This window comes from Mycobacterium hackensackense (assembly GCF_025822555.1).
Lineage (GTDB): Bacteria > Actinomycetota > Actinomycetes > Mycobacteriales > Mycobacteriaceae > Mycobacterium > Mycobacterium fluoranthenivorans.
In genome coordinates, this window is the sequence record NZ_JACKUC010000038.1 from 417,234 (window position 1) to 438,002 (window position 20,769).

Sequence of the window (20,769 nt, forward strand, 5' to 3'; positions counted from 1 at the left end):
CTCCGGTCCTTCGGGTCCGCCGAAGGAGAGCAGCAGCAGCGCGTCAAACAAGGGAGCAATCCATTCTGTTCCTACAGCAGCTGGGTGCTGGCGCCGCCGTCGGCGTAGATGATGCTGCCGGTGGTGGCGGGCAGCCAGTCCGACAGCAGCGCGACGACCGTCTTGGCCACCGGCGTCGGGTCCTTCATGTTCCAGCCGATCGGTGCGCGCTGATCCCAGCCCTCTTCGAGCAGCCGCATCTGGTCGCCGGCCTCGGCGCCCAGCGCGCCGCCGACGATGGCGGCCATCGCCAGGGTCCGGATCGGTCCGGCCGCAACGAGATTGGACCGCACCCCGAACGGGCCGGCCTCCCGCGCGACGAACCGGTTGACCGATTCGAGTGCACTCTTGGCGACCGTCATCCAGTTGTAGGCCGGCATGGCGCGGGTCGGGTCGAAGTCCATACCGACGATCGAACCGCCGGAATTGATGACCGGCAGGGTGGCCTTGGCCAGCGAGGCGTACGAGTAGGCCGAGATGTGGATGCCCTTGGCGACATCCTCGTAGGGGGCGTCGAAGAACGGGTTGATGCCCATACCGGTCTGCGGCATGAAGCCGATCGAGTGCACCACACCGTCGAGCTTGTTGCCCTCGCCGATGACCTCGGTGATCCGCCCGGCCAGCGAGTCCAGGTGCTCTTGGTTCTGCACGTCGAGCTCCAGCAGCGGCGCCGGGTTCGGCAACCGGTCCGCGATGCGCTGGATCAGCTTCAGCCGGTCGAACCCGGTCAGCACCAGTTCGGCGCCGGCCTCCTGAGCGACCTTGGCGATGTGGAACGCGATCGAGCTGTCGGTGATGATCCCCGTGACGAGGATCCGCTTGCCTTCGAGAATGCCTGACATGTGAAAGTCCTTACTGTTCGCGCGAATTCGAGAAGTTCGAGTGGCCTTCTAGTGGCCCATGCCCATGCCGCCGTCGACGGGGATCACCGCACCGGCGATGTAGCTCGCATCCTCCGACGCCAGGAAGCTGACCGCACCGGCGACCTCTTCGGCGGTGCCGACCCGCTTGGCCGGGATGAAGTCCAGGGCACCGGCCTGGATCCGCTCGTCCAGCGCCCGGGTCATCTCGGTGTCGATATAGCCGGGGGCGACCACGTTCGCGGTGACACCGGCCTTGGCGAGCTCACGCGAGATGGATCGGGCCATCCCGATCAGGCCGGCCTTGGCGGCCGCGTAGTTGGCCTGATTGCCGATACCCCACATGCCCGAGACCGATCCGATGAAGATGATCCGGCCGAAGCGTTTGCGCTGCATGCTGCGCGAGGCCCGCTGGGCCACCCGGAACGCCCCGGTGAGGTTCGCGTTGATGACGTTCTCGAAGCGCTCCTCGGTCATCCGCATGAGGAAGGCATCCTGGGAGATGCCGGCGTTGGACACCAGCACCTCGACCGGGCCCTGGTGCTCCTCGACCTCTTTGAAGGCACGGTCGACGGCGTCGCTGTCGGTGACATCGCACACCACGCCGAACAACCCCTCCGGTGCACCGGATCCACGGTGGGTGACGGCGACCTTGTGACCGTCCTCGGCGAGCCGCTGGGCGATCGCCAGGCCGATACCCCGGTTTCCTCCGGTGACCAGCACGGAACGGGACACGAAAGCCGGGCGGTGGGTGGCGGCTTCTGAAATCACGGCGTCACTCATGGCGACAAACCTATCGTCATGCCGGTTGTTCGTAGAAATCGCGATGATCGCACTCAGCCGGGCAACCTGCGGTTGATCAACAGCGCCGCCAGCGCGGACAGCGCCAGCACCAGCGCACCGAGGCGCAACCAGCCCATGCTGGCCTCACCCTTGATGGTCTCGTAGCCGATCTGCTGCTGCAGCGAGGTGAACACCGCCTTGAGCTGTTCCAGGCTGGACGCGGTGAACGCCTCTCCCCCGGACAGGTCGGCGATCTTCTTGAGCATCTCGTCGTCCACCGGCACCGGCTGGCGCTGGTCGTTGATCTCGACGTAGCCGTACGGCGTGCCGAACGACACCGTCGAGATCGGCACACCCTGGTCCTTGGCCGTGCGCGCCGCGGTGTAGGCGCCCTTCGGGTTGTCCGGGTTCGACGGCACCGTCTCCTTGCCGTCGGACATCAGCACGATGCGCGCCGGCGGCGGCTCGTCACCGCCGCCGATGACGGCCCCGACCGTGGCGATGGCCTGCAACGCGGTGAAGATGCCCTCACCGGTGGCGGTGCGGTCGGCCAGCTGCAGTTTGTCGATGCCGTTCTTGGTGGCGTCCCGGTTGGTGGTCGGCGAGACCAGCACGGTGGCGGTACCGGCGTAGGCGATCAACCCGAGGTTGATACCGGGTGTCAGCTGATCGGCGAACTGCTTGGCCGCCTCCTGTGCGGCGACCAGCCGGCTGGGGGCCACATCGGTGGCGCGCATCGACTGGGAGACGTCGATCACCAGCATCACCACGGCGCGGTTGCGCGGGATCCGGACGTCGTGGGTGGGCCCGGCCATCGCGACGGTGAACAGCAGCAGCGACGCCACCAGCAGCAGCGCGGGCAGATGACGCCAGCGGGTGGGCTGTTTGGGCGCCACCTTCTCCAGCAGTTCCATGTTGGCGAAGCGCAGGATGCGCTTCTTGCGGGCCCTCTGCACCACGATGTACAGCCCGACCAGGCCCGCGATCACCAGCAGGAACAGGAAGAACCACTTGTGTTCGAAACCTGTCAGCGACATCGGTCCGAGCAGCGGTAAATTCATGTGCGGCTTGCCATTTCCTTCTATCTAGCGCGGGCGCTCATCGCGCAGCCAGTGCGCCGCGGCGTCGATTGGCGACGAACCGGACCACATCGGCGATCCAGTCCCGGTCGGTGCGCAGGGTCAGCAGCGGAGCGTCACAACGACGCAGGGTGCGGGCCACCTCGGCGCGGTGTGCGGCCGCCGCCGCGGCGAAGTCGTCGCGCAGCTTGGCGTCGATGGTGAATTCGCGGGTCACCCCGGTCTCGGTGTCCTGCAGGATCACATCGCCGATATCGGGCAGCTCGACGTCGCGGGGATCGATGATCTCGATCCCCAGCACCTCGTGCCGGCCGGCGATGGCCCGCAGTGGCCGCATCCAGTCGATGGGTCCGAGGAAATCGCTGATGATGACCGCCATCCCGCGCCGGCGTTCCGGACGGCGCAATGCGTCGATGGTGGCGGCCAGGTCACCGCGCACCCCGGGCGGCGCCTGGGGTGTGGTCGCGATGGCCCGCAGCAGTTCCTGTTCGTGCAGCCGCCCGGACAGGGCCGGGACGCGCCGCAGCGTGTCACCGTTGGAGATCAGCGCGCCGAGCCGGTTGCCGCCGCCACTGTTGAGGAAGGCGATCGCGGCGGCCGCGGCCACCGCGAGGTCGCGCTTCTCGCAGCCCGCGGTGCCGAAGTCCAGGCTGGCCGAGACGTCGACCACCAGCCAGGTCTCCAGCTCCCGGTCGGCGATCATCTGCCGGACGTGCGGATGGGTGGTGCGGGCGGTCACCGACCAGTCCATCCGGCGCACGTCGTCACCGGGTTGGTACATCCGGGACTCACCGGCTTCCGAGCCGGGGCCCGGGATCAACCCGAGATGGTCCCCGTGCAGCACCCCGTCGAGCTTGCGGCGCACCGTGAGCTCGAGTTTGCGCAGCGCGGCCGAGAGCTGCGGGTCACGGATCTCGCCGCGTCGCAGCGACGGCAGATCGACGTTGTGGCCGGACGAGTCGGTCACCGACCGCTGGCCGCCGCCGCGGCAGGAATTCCGGGAGGTGCCGAATGCCCTTGCTGCGGAAGGGCGTTCACCTGAGGCAGCCCGACCGTCTGCAGGATGCGGTTGACCACCGTCTCCGCGGAGACCTCGTCGGCCAGCGCGTCGTAGGTGAGGACCAGGCGGTGGCGCAGCACGTCGGGGATGACCTCGACGACATCCTGCGGGACGACGTAGTCGCGCCCGCGGATCAGCGCCAGGGCCCGGGACGCCGAGATGATCCCCAGCGAGGCGCGCGGTGAGGCGCCGTAGGCGATCCACGCCTTGGCATCCGGCATACCGAACTTCTCCGGCTCGCGGGTGGCGGTGACGACGCGGACCACGTAGTCGACCAGCGCGTGGTGCACGAAGTTGTTGGCCGCCACCTCCTGCAGGCGCAGCAGGTCACCGGTGTTGAGGATCTGCTTGGGCTCCGGGGGCTTCACACCCATCCGGTAGATGATCTCGCGCTCTTCCTCCGGCGACGGATAGTCGACGTTGAGCTTGAACAGGAAGCGGTCGCGCTGCGCCTCGGGCAGCTGGTAGACACCCTCCTGCTCGATCGGGTTCTGGGTGGCCATCACCAGGAACGGGCTGGGCAGCGGGAAGGTCTTGCCACCGACCGAGATCTTGCGCTCGGCCATCACCTCGAGCAGGGCCGACTGCACCTTGGCCGGCGCGCGGTTGATCTCGTCGGCGAGCAGGAAGTTGACCACGACCGGACCGAGCTCGATATCGAACTCTTCCTTGCCCTGGCGGTAGATCCGGGTACCGACGATATCGGTGGGCACCAGATCGGGGGTGAACTGGATACGGGCGAAGGTGCCGCCGACCACCTTGGCGAACGTCTCGACGGCCAGCGTCTTGGCGACACCGGGCACACCTTCGAGCAGCACGTGGCCCTTGGCCAGCAGCCCGACGAGCATGCGCTCGACCAGCTGGTCCTGGCCGACGATGATGCGCTTGACCTCGAAGATGGCGCGCTCCAGCGTGTGCACCTCGCTCTGCAGCCCCGGATTGTTCGAGGCGTTCGCGGAAGCCTGCGTCGGCGCTCCGGGCGGGTAGCCCTGCGTCGGGGCCGGGCCTGGGTAGCCTCCGGCGCCCTGCGGCGGCCCACTCGGTGACGTCATCTAGCTTCCTCCCACAGTCGTTGTCATGCTGGTTAACCCTGGACTACCAGGGCGGCCGCCGGTGCGGCGACACGCCCGCCGTCAACTATTCCAGGCACTTCCTGATCCGTCGACGCCCCGGGTGCCCTGCTCAGGCTGTCCTCAGGTTGGGTGGGCCGCGATCAGGATTCGATGATGCGCACCAGGTGCGGTGACATACCGGCCATCCGGACCGGGCTGACGGTCACCCTGCCGGCGCTGCCAGAGGCTTCGAGCATCTTGCCGCCGCCCAGGTAGATCGTCACATGCTGGCTGCCGCCGGGCCCGTAGAAGATCAGGTCGCCGCGCTTGGCCTGCGCCGGTGCGATGGGCCTGCCGGAGTTGTACTGGTCGCCGGAGTACTTGGGGATCTGCACCCCGACCCCGGCGAACGCGTACCGGGTGAATCCCGAGCAGTCGAAACCCATCTTGCCGGCGTCGTAGTCGACACCCGGGCCGGGACCGGTCAGGGTGCCACCACCCCAGGAGTACGGCACGCCCATCTGGGAGCCACCGCGGCGGATGACGTATTCGATGGCGGCGGGGCCGCGCACCCGGCCGCCCGGCAGGGCCGCCGCGGATTTGGGTGCCAGCCCGATCGTCTGGAGGAACTGCTGGCCCAGATTGGAGGTGGTCTCCAACGCGATCTTGCTGACCTGGAAGCCGGCGTTGGCCATGGCCACCGGGTCACCGGGGGCGCCGGAACTGACGATCTTGGGCAGGGTGGGGTCCCATCCGCCGTCGTCGGGTGCAGCCGTCGCGGTCGCCCCGGAGAGCACGGTGCCGACCGCCAGCGCCGTCCCGGCGAGTACCGAGGCGACGGCCAGCTTGAGTCGAATTGCTTTGGCGCGCTTGAAGAACACAGAGATCCCTAGATCAGTATTCGATGTAGCGGATGACGTACGGGGTCATACCGCCGGTTCGCACCGGGGAGACCTTGACGGTGGAGCCGGTGTAGGGGGCTTCGAGCATCTGCCCGTTGCCGAGGTAGAGGGTGACGTGTTGGCTGCCACCGGGGCCGTAGAAGATGACATCGCCGCGCCGCATCTCCGCCGACGGGATCTTGCGGCCCATGTCGTACTGCGAACCCGAGTAGTGCGGCAGCTTGATGCCCACGCCGGCGAAGGCGTAGAGGATCAGGCCGGAGCAGTCGAATCCGGTGGTGCCGGCCCCGGAGTCGATACCGCGGCTCGGCCCGGCGGCGGTCCCGCCACCCCACGAGTAGGGCACGCCCATCTGGGACATGGCCCGTTTGATCACGTATTCGGAGGCTTGGCGTCCGTACACCCGCGGGATGGCGCCGTTGTTGGTGTAGCCGCTGGGCGTCGGGATCAGGCCCAGCTTCTGCAGGAACGTGCGGCCCATGTTCGCGGTCATCTGGGCCGAGGAGTTCATGATGCCGAGGACCGCGTTGATGATCTGGATCGGATCACCACTGACGAACGCGCTGGGGATCATCGGCAGCGTGGTGTCCCACTGGCTGGTATCCGCGACGGCGGGGCTCTTGCCCGGTGCCCGGTCCCAGTCCGGCGAGGAACCGGCCGACGGCGCGGGCGGGCCCGAGGCGACGGCGGATGGCACAGCCGATACCGCCTGGGGCCGTGCCGCAGCCAGCTTCGCTTGCGCCGCAGCGCGTTCGGCGGTCAGCTTGTCCAATTCCTGCTGCTGGGCGCCGAAGGTCTGCTTGGCCTGGGTGAGGCTCGCGACCGCGGCGTCCTGGCTGGATTGGGCGTCGGCCGCGGCCTTGTCGGCGGCGTCCTTGGCCAGCCTGGCGGCCGACTCGCGGTTGATCTGCTCAGTGCGGGCCCGCTGCAGATCCGCCATCACCTGCTCGGAGCTGACGGCCAGCGCCTGGCCGGCCGCGGCGGTGCGCAGCGCCTCCGCCGGGTCGGCGGCGGTCAGGTAGGACGCGGATGGCCCGTTCACGTAGGTCGCCGCGGCGAAGGTGTCGAAGCGCTTCTGGGCGTCGGCGATTCGCGCGTCGGCGTCGGTGACACCGCGGCGGGTCTCGTCGAGCTTCTGCTGGGCGAGGGTGACGTTGTCCCGCGCGTTCGCGACGTCGACGAGGGCCTTGTTGACGCTCTCCTGTTGGGTCTGCACGGCCGCACCGAGATCCTGCAACTTCTGGTCGGCGTCGGCGACCGCGGCGACCAGCGCGGCGGTCCCTTCCGGGCTGTTCGGCTCGGCGCCGGCGATGGCCCCGTGGGGCATCGTCCCGGCCAGCAGCACGCCCAGGGTAAGGGGAATCGCGCACGCTCGCCCGCACAGTCGGGAGGCGCCAGGGGTGCGTCTCATTGGACTCAAGTCTCCTAGGGCTCGACGCGAACGTCACGGCACATCACGCAGTGCTTGCACTCGCTTCTGCAGTCACCTCAGTAGTCACATTTGCCACTTGGACCACAGTTGCAACAACAGCACTGTTTGCACCGTACGTCACAGCTCACGCTAAAGAAACTTTAGTAACAAATTACATGAATGTAATTGAATGCGCCGTGACCGAACGGTGATATTCGAATTCACCGAGGTCAAAGGCGCCATTACTGCGAGGTACCGGCAGCCTTCTCGTCAGCAACGCCGCGACGGCCGCGAACCTGCAGGACACGAACACCAACTGCCGCCACAGCTACGCCCAGCACCAGCGCGATGGTAAACGGCGTCCAGGGAAAGTCCGGTGTCGACAACTGCGTCACGAAATTCTTTGAAGATTGGACGGCATCCCCGGTTTTCGCCAGATCCTGACCGGCTTCCAAGGTGACCCGGTCATAAACCGGACTGTAGGTACCGGCGAACCCCGGACTGATCGCGAGCACGGTCGATCCCGGGTAGGCCTTGCCCACCTGGGTGGCGATATCGCGCAGCGGCGTATCGATCGGCGGACTCGTCGGCAGCACCACCAGCTTGAGGTCGATGCCCTGCGCCTTGGCATCGGCCACCACCTGTGCCAGTGCCGCGGGATCGGCCGACGCGGGCGCACTCACCCCGTCCTCGCGCACATCGGTGAGCACCTGCGTCATGCACTGGTCGACCGGGGTCGCCAAGCCGAGACCGACGGTGGAACAGACGTCGGGTGGGATGTAGGCAGGCACGAGCGGTGATGTCACGTGCCAGACGGTACGCGAAATTCACCCAACCGACTGGCAGCACGCGCGCGAGAAGACAAGACTGGGAGGGCCCCTGGGTCGATTACCAGGACAAGCGTACTGTTAGGATTATCGGCGCCGTCGACACAGCCCGTCGCGGCGAGACTAGCCGGGAGTTGATGTGAGTAACGAAAATACGGCCAATTCGTCGGCCAATTCATCTTTGAACTCTTTCGGGGCCCGCGACACCCTCACCGTGGGCGACAACAGTTACGAGATCTACCGCCTGGACGCGGTACCCGGGACCGAGAAACTGCCTTACAGCCTCAAGGTGCTGGCCGAGAACCTGCTGCGCACCGAAGACGGTGCCAACATCACCAAGGAGCACATCGAGGCCATCGCGAACTGGGATCCGTCGGCCGAGCCCAGCATCGAGATCCAGTTCACCCCCGCCCGCGTGCTGATGCAGGACTTCACCGGTGTGCCCTGCATCGTCGACCTGGCCACCATGCGTGAGGCCGTCGCGACCCTCGGTGGCGACCCGAACAAGGTCAACCCGCTCTCCCCCGCCGAGATGGTCATCGACCACTCCGTCATCCTCGACGTCTTCGGCAACGCCGGCGCCTTCGAGCGCAACGTCGAGCTCGAATACGAACGCAACGGCGAGCGCTACCAGTTCCTGCGCTGGGGCCAGGGCGCGTTCGACGACTTCAAGGTCGTCCCCCCGGGCACCGGCATCGTGCACCAGGTCAACATCGAATACCTGGCCCGCGTGACCATGGTCCGCGACGGGGTGGCCTACCCCGACACCTGTGTGGGCACCGACAGCCACACCACGATGGAGAACGGCCTGGGCGTGCTGGGCTGGGGCGTCGGCGGTATCGAGGCCGAGGCGGCCATGCTGGGCCAGCCCGTCTCGATGCTCATCCCGCGCGTCGTCGGCTTCAAGCTGACCGGTGAGATCAAGCCCGGCGTGACCGCCACCGACGTGGTGCTGACTGCCACCGACATGCTGCGCAAGCACGGCGTGGTCGGCAAGTTCGTCGAGTTCTACGGCAAGGGTGTGGCCGAGGTGCCACTGGCCAACCGCGCCACCCTGGGCAACATGAGCCCCGAATTCGGTTCCACCGCAGCGATTTTCCCGATCGACGAAGAGACGATCAACTACCTGCGCCTGACCGGGCGCACCGAGGAGCAGCTGGCCCTGGTGGAGGCCTACGCCAAGACGCAGGGCATGTGGCACGACCCCGATCACGAGCCGGCCTTCTCCGAGTACATCGAGTTGGACCTGTCGACCGTGGTGCCGTCCATCTCGGGCCCCAAGCGCCCGCAGGACCGTATCGAACTGACCGATGCCAAGAACGCCTTCCGCAAGGACATCCACAACTACGTCGAGGAGAACCACCCGACTCCGGAGACCAAGCTGGACGAGGCGGTCGAGGAGTCCTTCCCGGCCAGCGATTCCGTATCGCTGTCCTTCGCCGACGACGGGGCGGTCGACGCGCGCCCGTCGGCGGCCAACGGCGCCTCGGGCCGCCCGTCCAAGCCGGTCACGGTGCGCTCCGAGGAGCGCGGCGAGTTCGTGCTCGATCACGGCGCGGTCGTGGTCGCGGGCATCACCTCCTGCACCAACACCTCCAACCCGTCGGTCATGCTCGGTGCCGCCCTGCTGGCCAAGAAGGCCGTCGAGAAGGGGCTGACCTCCAAGCCGTGGGTCAAGACCAACATGGCGCCCGGCTCGCAGGTCGTCACCGACTACTACAACAAGGCCGGCCTGTGGCCGTACCTGGAGAAGCTGGGCTACTACCTGGGCGGCTACGGCTGCACCACGTGCATCGGCAACACCGGGCCGCTGCCCGACGAGATCTCCAAGGCCATCAACGACAACGACCTGTCGGTGACGGCAGTGCTCTCGGGCAACCGCAACTTCGAGGGCCGCATCTCCCCCGACGTGAAGATGAACTACCTGGCCTCACCGCCGCTGGTGATCGCCTACGGCATCGCGGGCACCATGGACTTCGACTTCGAGACCGATCCGCTCGGGCAGGACACCGAGGGCAACGACGTCTTCCTCAAGGACATTTGGCCCACGGCCGCCGAGATCCAGGAGACCATCGCCAGCTCGATCAACCGGGATATGTTCACCGACTCCTACGCCGACGTGTTCAAGGGCGACGAGCGCTGGCGCGCACTGCCGACGCCGGAGGGCAGCACCTTCGAGTGGGTCGACAGCTCCACCTACGTGCGCAAGGCGCCGTACTTCGACGGCATGCCCGCCGAGCCGGTGCCGGTGAAGGACATCACCGGTGCGAGAGTTCTTGCCCTGCTGGGCGATTCGGTGACCACCGACCACATTAGCCCGGCCGGTGCGATCAAGCCGGGCACCCCGGCCGCGCAGTACCTGGACGCGCACGGTGTGGACCGCAAGGACTACAACTCGCTGGGGTCGCGGCGCGGCAACCACGAGGTGATGATCCGCGGCACCTTCGCCAACATCCGGCTCAAGAACCAGCTGCTCGATGACGTCTCCGGTGGCTACACCCGCGACTTCACCCAGCCGGGCGGTCCGCAGGCGTTCATCTACGACGCCTCGGTGAACTACCAGGCGGCCGGCATCCCACTGGTGGTGCTGGGCGGCAAGGAGTACGGATCGGGTTCCTCGCGGGACTGGGCGGCCAAGGGCACCACGCTGCTGGGTGTGCGCGCGGTGATCACCGAGTCCTTCGAGCGCATCCACCGGTCGAACCTGATCGGCATGGGCGTCATCCCGCTGCAGTTCCCGGTGGGTGAGTCGGCGGCGAGCCTGAAGCTGGACGGCACCGAGACGTTCGACATCACGGGTATCACCGCGCTCAACGAGGGCAAGACCCCGAAGACCGTCAAGGTCACGGCCACCAAGGAAAACGGGGAGACGGTCGAGTTCGACGCGGTGGTCCGCATCGACACCCCCGGTGAGGCCGACTACTACCGCAACGGCGGCATCCTGCAGTACGTGCTGCGCAACATGCTCAAGTCGAACTAGGTAGCGGCGCACACCATGCCGCGGGTCACCGACGACCATCTGACGGCACGCCGGCGCCAGATACTCGACGGTGCCCGCAGGTGCTTCGCGGAATACGGGTACGAGAAGGCGACCGTGCGGCGGCTCGAACACACCATCGGGCTGTCGCGCGGCGCCATCTTCCACCACTTCCGCGACAAGGACACCCTGTTCTTCGAGCTGGCCCGGGAGGACGCCGAGCGGATGGCCGAGGTGGCCTCCCGCGAGGGCCTCATCCAGGTGATGCGCGAGTTGATCGCTGCGCCGGAGCAGTTCGATTGGCTGGCCACCCGGTTGGAGATCGCCCGCAAGTTGCGCAACGACCCGGCTTTCCATGCCGGCTGGGCGGAACGGTCGGCGGAGTTGTCCGCCGCGACCTCGGAGCGGTTGCGGCAGCAGAAGAAGGCGGGCCGGCTGCGCGACGACGTGCCGGGTTCGGTGCTGCAGAACTACCTGGATCTGGTGCTCGACGGGCTGGTGGCCCGGCTGGCATCCGGCGACACCACCGAAAACCTCAGCGCGGTACTGGACCTCGTCGAGGAGTCGGTGCGCCAGCGCGGCTGATCCGGTCAGCCCATGGCACGCCGGTGGTTCGGCCCGCCACGACTGCGCATGGTGGTGCCGGACTCCCGCAACATGCTGTGCACGGACCCGTACGAGCGGCCGGTGATCGCCACCAGTGAGCGGATACTCGCACCCCGCTCGTAGGCGGTGCGCAGGTCGTCGAGTACCTGGTCTCGGGACTTACTGCTTTCGTTCATCAGATGTCTCCCCACTTAAGCGAATGCATCCCGCGGGTACACAGCCTAGGAACCGGTGAAACCTGATGTATGAATTTCGGGCAAAGTGCCGCGATATCAGGCGAGTTCGATGAGGTCTCGATACTCGGTGGACCAGAAGTCCTCGGTGCCGTCGGGCAGCAGCACCACCCGCTGGGGGTCCAGCGCCTCGGCGGCACCCGGGTCGTGCGTCACCAGCACCACCGCACCCTGGTAGCTGCGCAGTGCGTCGAGCACCTGCTCGCGGGAGGCGGGATCGAGGTTGTTGGTGGGCTCGTCGAGCAGCAGCACATTGGCGGTGGAGGCGACCAGCCCGGCCAGTGCCAGCCGGGTCTTCTCGCCACCGGACAGCGTGCCCGCCGGTTGTTCGAGCTGCGGCCCGGTGAACATGAAGGCGCCCAACAGACCTCGCAGGTCCTGGTCCCCGGTGTCCGGGGCGGCATGCCGGATGTTCTCCCAGACCGTCGCCTCGTTGTCCAGGGTGTCGTGCTCCTGGGCGAAGTAGCCGATCTTGAGACCGTGCCCCGGTTCCAGGGCACCGGCGTCGGCGGACTCCGTGCCCGCCAGCAAGCGCAACAGCGTCGTCTTCCCGGCGCCGTTGAGGCCCAGCACCACGACGCGGGAACCACGATCGATGGCCAGGTCGACACCGGTGAAGATCTCCAGCGAACCGTAGGTCTTGGTCAACCCCTTGGCTACCAGCGGTGTCTTACCGCACGGTGCGGGTGTGGGGAATTTGATGCGGGCCACCTTGTCGGCCACCCGCTCGGCATCGAGCTCGGCGATCATCCGCTCGGCGCGGCGCAACATATTCTGCGCGGCAACGGCTTTGGTGGCCTTGGCGCCCATCTTCGCGGCCTGGACCCGCAAGGCGCCGGCCTTCTTCTCGGCATTGGCACGTTCGCGGCGGCGACGCTGCTCGTCGGTGGAGCGGGCATCGAGGTACTTCTGCCAGCCCATGTTGTAGACATCGGCCTCACCACGTACGGCGTCCAGGAACCACACCCGGTTCACCACATCGGCGAGCAGGTCCACATCGTGGCTGATCACCACCAGGCCGCCGGTGTGGTTCTGCAGGAAGGTGCGCAACCAGCCGATCGAGTCGGCGTCGAGGTGGTTGGTGGGCTCGTCGAGTAGCAGCGTGGTCGCCGAACCGGAACCGGTGTCGGACGCGGCGAACAGGATGCGGGCCAGCTCCACCCGGCGGCGCTGGCCGCCGGACAGGGTGCGCAGCGGCTGGGTCAGCACGCGATCGGGCAGGCCGAGGCTGGCGCAGATGCGGCCCGCCTCGCTCTCGGCGGCGTATCCACCGAGCGCGGCGAACCGCTCCTCGAGCTGACCGTAGCGGCGCACGGCCTTGTCCCGGGCGTCGTCATCGGCCACCTCGGCCATCAACGTCTGCTGCTTCTCCAGATCCGACAGCAGGGTGTCCAGACCGCGGGCCGAGAGCACCCGGTCGCGGGCCAGCACGTCGAGGTCGCCCTCCCGCGGATCCTGCGGGAGGTAGCCGATCTCACCGGTGGATTCGACCTTGCCCGCGTAGGGCTCACCCTCGCCGGCCAGGATGCGCATGGTGGTGGTCTTGCCCGCACCGTTGCGCCCCACCAGACCGATCCGGTCGCCGGGCTGGATCCGCAGCGCGGCGCCCTCGATGGACAGCAGCGTGCGCGCCCCGGCGCGGACCTCCAGGTCCGTTGCGGTGATCACGCTGCTGCCTCCTCGTACTTGTCTTACTTGTCGTCGGTGCTCGTCGATTCCTCGCGCAAGCGCTCGTCAGTGAACACCGGCGCCCGCTTTTCGGCGCGCGCAGCGACCGCTTCCTCGAAGTTGGCGGTGAGCAGGCGCACGAACAACTGGCCCAGCCCTTCGGCCTGCATATGCCCCTCGAGGCTGCCGGCGTCCAGTCCACTCCACAGCGTTCGCTTGGTCAACTCGGTTCCGGGCCGGGAAAACGCCGCGATGCGCTGGGCGATGCCGTAGCAGTATGCCAGCAACTCGTCCTCGGCCACCACTTGCGAGACCAGGCCGATCCGCTCGGCTTCGGCGGCGTCGACGTCACGCCCGGTGAGCATGATCTCGAAGGCGCGCGACGCACCGATGGCCCGCGGCAACAGATAGGACAGCCCCAGCTCGCTGGCGGTCAGGCCGTTGTTGATCCCGGCGGCCCGGAAGTACGCCCCGGCCGCGGCGACCCGGATATCGCAGGCCAAGGCCAGGCACAGGCCCCCGCCGATCGCGGCGCCGTTGACGGCGGCGATCACCGGCTGGTGCAGCCGCCGCAGCGCCAGGATCACCTCGTCGAGTACCTCCATGGACCGCAGCGCGAACGTCGGCCGGGTCACGCCCTGCACGTGCGGCACCGAGCCCGCCGATTTGTGGTCCGCACCGGAGGAGAAGCCGCGGCCGGCGCCGGTGAGCACCACCACCCGGACATCGTTGTCGTAGTGGAGTTCCTCCAGGACGGCGCGCAGCGGCACCATCACATCGAAGGCCATCGAGTTCATCCGCTCGGGCCGGTTCAGGGTGACCACCGCCACCCCGGGCTGTGGTCGGTCGACGAGGACGAAATCGGTGGGCTCGGTCACACGTGCACGCTAGCGCGTGCCCGGCTCACCCCTGGCGGCTGATCGCCTCATCGATGTCGAACTCCTTGATCTTGGTGATCAACTCGTCGAGTTGGGCCGGGCCCAGCGCACCGGACTGGCGGAACACCTGGTGGCCCTTCTTGAACGCCATCAGCGTCGGGATCGCCTGGATCTCGGCGGCCTGGGCCAGTTCGGGCTCCGCTTCGGTGTCGACCTTGGCGTGCACCACATCGGGATGTTTGTCGGCGGAGGCGCCGTACGTCGGAGCGAAGGCGCGGCACGGACCACACCACGACGCCCAGAAGTCGACGATCACGATCTCGTTGTCGTCGAGGATGCCCTTGAATTCGGCTGCGGTGATGTCTCGTGTACCCACGTTTGTCCTAACGTTTTCCTGAGTCCGGTTGTTCCGTTCTCGACTTCTGACGACCATCTTTGCCGCCTGGTGCGCGGCGTGCTAGTGCAACCGGGCCAGTGCGCTCTCGGCGTCGTATCCGGTGAATTCGCCAAGGGTGTTGTCACGCAACCGGTTCACCCACCCTGGGTCGGCCAGCAGGGCGCGCCCGATGGCGATCACGTCGAGCTCGCCGGCGTCGAACAGTTCGCGCAGGCGGTCCACCGGCGCCGGTTCGATGCGGGCCCTGCTCGTCGATCCGGGTTTGAATTCGGTGGCCAGGCCGACGGATCCGACGCCGATCACGGGCAGGCCGGTGAGTTTCTTGGTCCAGCCGGCCAGGGTCGGTGACTCCCCTTCGAACGCCGGAAGGTAGTGCCGGCGGGTCGACGGATGCAGGACATCGACGCCGGCGTCGACCAACGGGGCCAGGATCCGCTCCAGCTCGGCGGGGCTGTCGGCCAGGCTGGCGCCGTACGCGTTGGCCTTCCACTGCGAGAACCGCAGGATGATCGGGAAGTCCGGACCGACGGCGTCACGCACCGCGGCGATCACCTCGGCCGGGAACCGGGTGCGGTCCGACCCGTAGGCGTCCGCCCGGATATTCGTCTTGTCCCAGAGGAATTCGTCGAGCAGGTAGCCGTGCGCACCGTGCAGTTCCACCGCGTCGAAGCCCACCGCACGTGCGCTGCGTGCGGCCGCGGCATAGGCCTGCCGGATGGCATCCAGTCCGTCGTCGTCCAGCGCGACACCCCGGGCCTGCCCCACGCTGTTGAGGCCGGACGGGCTGACCGGGACGACACCGTCGCGGTCGTCGCGCTCGGCGCCCTGATGCCACAGCTGGGCGGCGATCGCCGCACCCTGTGCACGCACGGCGCCGGTGACCGCCTGCCAGCCGGCCAGGCTGTCCGCGCCGTCGAGGGTGGGGATGCTCGACGGGTAGCCCGCCGTCGGGTGCGGGATGCGCACGCCCTCGGTGATGATCAGCCCCACCCCGCCGGCTGCCCGGCGTGCGTAGTAGTCGGCCACATCGGCGCCGGGGACGCCGCCGGGCGAGGCCCGGCGGGTCATCGGAGCCATGGCGAAACGGTTGCGCAACGTCAGGTTCTGGATGCGCAGCGGACTGAAGAGGTCGGCCATGCCGTGATCCAACAGCACCGGCGGGCGGCAGATTCCGGATCCCCGAGATCAGTCGTGGGCCAGCGACCGGTCGATCAAGGCACCCACGGCCGGCCCCAGGGCCTGGGAGTACTCCTTCGTCAGATGGCTCGCGTCGTAGAACACCATGGTGTTGCCGACCACCGGAGGGCAGCGGTCGCCGGAGCAGAACAAGTCGACGGTGTTCGCGTAGTCTCCCCCGTTGCCGCGGACCATCGAGGATTCGGCCTCGATACCGGCGTTGTTGGTGGCACGCCACGGGACCTCGCACGCCTTCGCGTCCTCCAGGTGCGCCGACAGGCAGTTGGTTGCCACCGACGCGAGCTTCGGCTCCGGCCCCAGCACCAGGACCTTCGAGCCGTAACTGCGAAGCTCGTGCACCAGGTCGCCCAATCCGTCGATCCAGGCCGGGTTGAACGGGTCGAATCCGGGTTTACCCCACACCGCGGTGCCGTGCGCGCCGTAGCTTCGCACCGCGGACACGACCACCAGTTGCGGAGGGTCGGCGCGCAGCCGGGCCATGATCCCGGAACGCCACTGCGCACAGCGCTGCAATCCCTCCGACATCTCGTTGAGGTGATCCGTCAGCGGCAGGTCGACAATCGGGCAGGAGGCCTTCGCCATCAGCAGCATCCGCCAGTTCCGGTCATCGACCGCCCGCCGGAATGCCGGGTTCCACATCGCGGCGTGGGAGTCGCCGATCAGGGCGATCGTCGTCTCCGACGACCGGTTTCCGCTGAGGCACTCGGGCTGGCTGCCGTCGAACGGCAGCGAGCGCAGGCACCCGTTGGCGACGATCGACTTGACCTCGGCGGCGGTGCCGGTGAGCGGCGGACTCAGATTCGACGGCACGGCGGTCATCCCCACCGAGGCGGTGACCTGCTCGTTCACCTGGGCGAACACATTGCGCACCGCGGTGTCGTACACCTGCAACGGCAGGCCGGGCGGCGTCGGCTCCGCGGCGATGACCAATGGCCGCGCGGCCGGCCCGGGACCGACCGGCGCGGGTGTCCCCACCAAGGTGATCGCTCCCGCAGCCACCGCTATGGCGGTGACCGCGGCACCCAGGACGAGGCTGTTACGCGGAGACCCGCGGAAGCGCGCGGAGAACCGCAGCGGATTCTCGACGAACTTCCACGTCAGCACGGCCAGAACCGCCGAGAAGGCCATCGCGGCCAGTCTCGTGACCAGACCCACCGGGTGCCCGAGCAGCGCCGGGATCAGCACCAGCACCGGCCAGTGCCACAGATACCACGAATACGAGATGCGGCCGATCGAGCGCATCGGGGCCAGCCCCAGCAGGCGACCGCAGCCCTGCTCGGCGTGCGCGCACCCGGCACCGATGACCAGAGCCGTGCCCAGGGTGGGAAGGAGCGCCAGCACCCCGGGGTAGTCGGACGAGCCTTTCACCCAGACACAGGCGAACAGCAGCGTCCCCAGTCCGGTCCAGCCGATCACCGTGGCCGGCACTCGCCCGAGCCGCTGCCAGTGCACCACGGTCAACGCCACCAGTCCGCCGGCTGCCAATTGCCAGGCGCGGGTGGGCAGGGACAGATAGGCGGCCGGCGGCATGATGAAGGTCAGCACCAGCGATAGCGCGAACGACACCACCGCAACCAGGGCGAGCACCGTGACGTACGGGGCCGGTGCGGGTGTGGACGCGTCGCGGCCCCCGCGGCGTCGTACCCGCCGGAGGAACCAGGCCGTCGCGATGATCAGTACCGGCCACACCAGGTAGAACTGCTCTTCCACGCCCAGCGACCAGTAGTGCTGAAACGGTGTCGGGGTGGTCAGGCTGTCTTTGCCGAAGTAGTTGACCCCCGAGAAGATGAACCAGTAGTTGCTCACGTAGAGCGCGCTGGTGATGGCATCGACGGCGACGGTTTTCACCTGCAGGGGCGACAGGATGAACGCCGACGCGGCGATGGTGACGACGCCCACCAAGGCAGAGGCCGGCAGCAGCCGGCGAGCGCGGGCGCCCCAGAACCGGCGCAGGCTGACCTTGCCCGACGTGCCGACCTCGCGCCACAGCATCCCGGAGATCAGGAATCCCGAGATGACGAAGAAGACGTCGACCCCGACGAAGCCACCCCGGAATCCGGGGATGCCCGCATGGAACAGGACGACGGCCAGCACGGCAACGGCACGCAGTCCCTCGATATCGGGACGGAAACCACTCGGCACCTTGGTACCGATCTGCGGTGACAGGCGTGGCGTTGCCGTGTCCCGAGCAGGTGCGGCCACCGACCGGCCGAAGTCCTTCGGTTCGACGACCACCCGGGTTCCTCTCCGGCCGATCCTGCTCCGACCGCCATCGGGCCGGAACCGCTACCGGGCAGGCCGGAGCGTGGTCGGATGTTAAGCCGAGCCGGTGTGCCGCGGCATGACAAAAGTGGCAAAGAATTGGTTTGTTGTATCTTCAGCGGACAGCGCGTGTCATCCGGTCGGCGGACAAATTGACGTCAACGACAATGTGGGTGTCGAGACGGCGCCGCCACCATCACCGCCCGATCGCGCGGAAATACCGAATCGTGGTGTCGTTCAACGTGTTTGTTTCACCAACGTGAACAACTGCCCCGCCGGCCCCGCGCGTGCCCTTGGCCGGCACCGGCCGCTCGGACCGCATTCCCCACCCCACCCGCGTCACGCACCACGCGGCACGACGCGGTGCGCGACGCGATCATCGAGCGCCAGCAAACAACGGTTCGGACCGAGGGAGGACCTGCGGGACGGGATCGCTCAGACGGTGAAGCCGAGCGCCCGCAGTTGCTCGCGGCCGTCGTCGGTGATCTTGTCCGGGCCCCACGGCGGGTTCCACACCCAGTTCAGCTTGATGTCGTTGACCAGTCCGGCGCCGACCAGTGCGGTGCGGGTCTGGTCCTCGATCACATCGGTGAGCGGGCAGGCCGCCGAGGTCAGCGTCATGTCGATGAGCGCGACCTTGCCGGTCTCCCCCTCCTCCAGGTTCAGCCCGTAGACCAGGCCGAGGTCCACGACGTTGATACCCAGCTCGGGGTCGACCACATCGCGCATGGCCTCCTCGACGTCGGCCAGCAACAGCTCTTCGCTCTGGGCTTCACTCATCGTTTGTCCTCCACCTCATCGAATGCCAGAGCGTCAACCCCTGGCCTGGCCTCCGCCAGCGCCGCCTTGAAAGCCATCCAGCCCAGCAGGGCGCATTTCACCCGGGCCGGGTACTTGGATACGCCCGCGAACGCGATACCGTCGCCGAGCACATCCTCATCGCCCTCGATATTGCCGCGGGACGAGATCATCTCGGTGAACGCGGCGACCGTCTTGAGGGCGTCGCCGACGGTCTGGCCGATCACCTGATCCGTGAGCACCGACGTCGCGGCCTGGCTGATCGAACAGCCCTGGCCGTCGTAGGAGATGTCCTCGACGGTCTCGCCGTCCTGCGACAGCGCCACCCGCAGGGTCACCTCGTCACCGCACGTCGGGTTGACGTGATGGACCTGCGCACCGAACGGCTCACGCAGCCCACGATGGTGCGGGTGCTTGTAGTGGTCCAGGATGACTTCCTGGTACATCTGTTCCATTCTCATCTGCTGCCCCGGGTCGCTTCGCTCCAGCCCGCCGTCATGAAAAGAACTCCACCGCGCGTTTGACGCCCGCCACCAGCCGATCGACCTCGTCGTGGGTGTTGTACACCGCGAACGAGGCCCGCGCGGTGGCGGCGATGCCGAACCGCCGGTGCAGCGGCCAGGCGCAGTGATGCCCGACGCGCACTGCCACACCCTCGTCGTCGAGCACCTGCCCGACATCGTGGGCATGCACACCGTCGACGACGAAGCTCACCGGCGAACCCCGGTGTTCCAGCGTGGCCGGCCCGATGATGCGCACCGCCGGGATGGTGGCCAGACCCTCGAGCGCCGCAGCGACCAGTTCGTTCTCGTGCGCGGTCACCGCGGGCATCCCCAGTGCGCCGAGATACCGTGCGGCGGCGGCCAATCCGACGACCTGCGAGGTCATCGGCGTGCCGGCCTCGAACCGCTGCGGGGCCGGGGCGTAGGTGGTGGACGCCATCGTGACGGTCTCGATCATGGAACCGCCGGTGAGAAACGGGGGCATGGCGCCGAGCAGCTCGCGCCGGCCGTAGAGGACACCGATACCGGTGGGCCCCAGCATCTTGTGCCCGGAGAACGCCGCGTAGTCGACATCGAGCGCGTGGAAGTCCACCGGCTGGTGGGGCACGGACTGGCAGGCGTCCAGCACGGTCAGCGCGCCGACGGCCCTGGCCCGCGAGACCAGCTCGGCAACCGGGGCCACCGCGCCCGTCACGTTCGAATGATGGCTGAAGGCCACCACTTTGACCCGCTCGTCGAGTTCCAGCGAGTCCAGGTCGATACGTCCGTCATCGGTGACCCCGTACCAGCGCAGGGTCGCCCCGGTGCGCTGGGCCAGCTCCTGCCACGGGATCAGGTTGGCGTGGTGTTCCAGCTCGGTGGTGACGATGACATCACCCGGACCGACGGCGTTCTCGAACCGGCGGTCACCCAGCGCGTAGGACACCAGGTTGATCGACTCGGTGGCGTTCTTGGTGAACACCAGCTCGTCATCGTCGGCGCCGACGAACGCCGCGATATCGGCGCGGCCCTGCTCGTAGGCGTCGGTGGACTCCTCCATCAGCTGATGTGCACCACGGTGCACCGCACCGTTGGAGGTGGTCAGGAAGTCGCGTTCGGCGTCGAGCACCTGCAACGGCTTCTGCGAGGTGGCGCCGGAATCCAGATAGGCCAACTGGTTTCCGCCGCGCATCACCCGGCTCAGGATCGGAAAGTCAGATCTGATCCTGGTCACATCCAGATCGACTGACGCGGTCAT

19 protein-coding genes are annotated in these 20,769 nt (G+C 67.7%); 2 read left to right on the forward strand and 17 right to left on the reverse strand.

From position 1 onward, the window contains the following. Window positions 1-71: 71 nt before the first annotated feature. From inhA to H7J86_RS30715, 8 genes are all read right to left on the reverse strand, one after another. Complete coding sequence (gene inhA / locus H7J86_RS30680) at window positions 72-881, reverse strand: NADH-dependent enoyl-ACP reductase InhA (protein WP_090357983.1); 810 nt, start codon at window positions 879-881, stop codon at window positions 72-74. A gap of 48 nt (window positions 882-929) precedes the next feature. Then, a complete protein-coding gene (gene fabG1, locus H7J86_RS30685) occupies window positions 930-1,682 on the reverse strand; it encodes a 3-oxoacyl-ACP reductase FabG1 (RefSeq protein ID WP_267295572.1) in 753 nt (250 codons plus the stop codon). A gap of 53 nt (window positions 1,683-1,735) precedes the next feature. Next, the gene (locus H7J86_RS30690) at window positions 1,736-2,743 is read right to left on the reverse strand and encodes a VWA domain-containing protein (RefSeq protein ID WP_187095387.1); all 1,008 of its coding nucleotides are present in this window, start codon (window positions 2,741-2,743) and stop codon (window positions 1,736-1,738) included. Window positions 2,744-2,780: 37 nt separating this feature from the next. Continuing rightward, a complete protein-coding gene (locus H7J86_RS30695; RefSeq protein ID WP_090357989.1) occupies window positions 2,781-3,728 on the reverse strand; it encodes a DUF58 domain-containing protein in 948 nt (315 codons plus the stop codon). Continuing rightward, entirely contained in the window at window positions 3,725-4,873 is a 1,149-nt protein-coding gene (gene moxR1 / locus H7J86_RS30700; RefSeq protein WP_090357990.1) for a chaperone MoxR1, read from the reverse strand. The genes H7J86_RS30695 and moxR1 overlap by 4 nt, the downstream gene beginning before the upstream one ends. Window positions 4,874-5,034: 161 nt before the next feature. After that, a complete protein-coding gene (ripB, locus tag H7J86_RS30705) occupies window positions 5,035-5,754 on the reverse strand; it encodes an NlpC/P60 family peptidoglycan endopeptidase RipB (protein WP_372517356.1) in 720 nt (239 codons plus the stop codon). Window positions 5,755-5,767: 13 nt separating this feature from the next. Next, on the reverse strand, window positions 5,768-7,186 hold the full coding sequence (gene ripA, locus H7J86_RS30710) for an NlpC/P60 family peptidoglycan endopeptidase RipA (protein ID WP_090357992.1): 1,419 nt from the start codon (window positions 7,184-7,186) through the stop codon (window positions 5,768-5,770). Between the two features lie 242 nt (window positions 7,187-7,428). Beyond that, window positions 7,429-7,992: an Rv1476 family membrane protein gene (locus H7J86_RS30715; RefSeq protein ID WP_267295574.1), complete on the reverse strand. Its 564-nt coding sequence runs from the start codon at window positions 7,990-7,992 to the stop codon at window positions 7,429-7,431. A gap of 160 nt (window positions 7,993-8,152) precedes the next feature. Between H7J86_RS30715 and H7J86_RS30720 the strand changes: the two genes are divergently transcribed. Both H7J86_RS30720 and H7J86_RS30725 read left to right on the forward strand, forming a co-directional pair. Continuing rightward, window positions 8,153-10,993: an aconitate hydratase gene (locus H7J86_RS30720; protein ID WP_090357996.1), complete on the forward strand. Its 2,841-nt coding sequence runs from the start codon at window positions 8,153-8,155 to the stop codon at window positions 10,991-10,993. Window positions 10,994-11,008: 15 nt separating this feature from the next. Continuing rightward, window positions 11,009-11,575: a TetR/AcrR family transcriptional regulator gene (locus tag H7J86_RS30725; RefSeq protein ID WP_090357998.1), complete on the forward strand. Its 567-nt coding sequence runs from the start codon at window positions 11,009-11,011 to the stop codon at window positions 11,573-11,575. A gap of 5 nt (window positions 11,576-11,580) precedes the next feature. Here H7J86_RS30725 and H7J86_RS30730 read toward each other — a convergent pair whose 3' ends face one another. The 9 genes from H7J86_RS30730 to H7J86_RS30770 form a co-directional block, all read right to left on the reverse strand. Beyond that, window positions 11,581-11,772: a helix-turn-helix domain-containing protein gene (locus tag H7J86_RS30730; protein ID WP_090358000.1), complete on the reverse strand. Its 192-nt coding sequence runs from the start codon at window positions 11,770-11,772 to the stop codon at window positions 11,581-11,583. 96 nt (window positions 11,773-11,868) lie between these two features. Continuing rightward, entirely contained in the window at window positions 11,869-13,497 is a 1,629-nt protein-coding gene (locus H7J86_RS30735; RefSeq protein ID WP_090358002.1) for an ABC-F family ATP-binding cassette domain-containing protein, read from the reverse strand. A 23-nt stretch (window positions 13,498-13,520) separates the two neighbouring features. Continuing rightward, window positions 13,521-14,375 carry an enoyl-CoA hydratase gene (locus H7J86_RS30740; RefSeq protein ID WP_267295576.1) on the reverse strand — a complete coding sequence of 285 codons (855 nt, stop codon included), beginning with the start codon at window positions 14,373-14,375 and terminating at the stop codon, window positions 13,521-13,523. 25 nt (window positions 14,376-14,400) lie between these two features. Continuing rightward, window positions 14,401-14,751, reverse strand: coding sequence for a thioredoxin (trxA, locus tag H7J86_RS30745; protein WP_090358006.1), 351 nt, complete (start codon window positions 14,749-14,751; stop codon window positions 14,401-14,403). 81 nt (window positions 14,752-14,832) lie between these two features. Further along, complete coding sequence (locus H7J86_RS30750; RefSeq protein WP_267295578.1) at window positions 14,833-15,909, reverse strand: oxidoreductase; 1,077 nt, start codon at window positions 15,907-15,909, stop codon at window positions 14,833-14,835. Window positions 15,910-15,957: 48 nt separating this feature from the next. Next, the gene (locus tag H7J86_RS30755; protein ID WP_267295580.1) at window positions 15,958-18,204 is read right to left on the reverse strand and encodes an acyltransferase family protein; all 2,247 of its coding nucleotides are present in this window, start codon (window positions 18,202-18,204) and stop codon (window positions 15,958-15,960) included. A gap of 462 nt (window positions 18,205-18,666) precedes the next feature. Next, the gene (locus H7J86_RS30760) at window positions 18,667-19,011 is read right to left on the reverse strand and encodes a metal-sulfur cluster assembly factor (protein WP_090358008.1); all 345 of its coding nucleotides are present in this window, start codon (window positions 19,009-19,011) and stop codon (window positions 18,667-18,669) included. Further along, a complete protein-coding gene (sufU, locus tag H7J86_RS30765; protein WP_090358010.1) occupies window positions 19,008-19,490 on the reverse strand; it encodes a Fe-S cluster assembly sulfur transfer protein SufU in 483 nt (160 codons plus the stop codon). Before sufU ends, H7J86_RS30760 begins: the two co-directional genes overlap by 4 nt. 34 nt (window positions 19,491-19,524) lie before the next feature. Continuing rightward, window positions 19,525-20,769, reverse strand: a complete 1,245-nt coding sequence (locus H7J86_RS30770; protein ID WP_267295581.1) for a cysteine desulfurase — start codon at window positions 20,767-20,769, stop codon at window positions 19,525-19,527.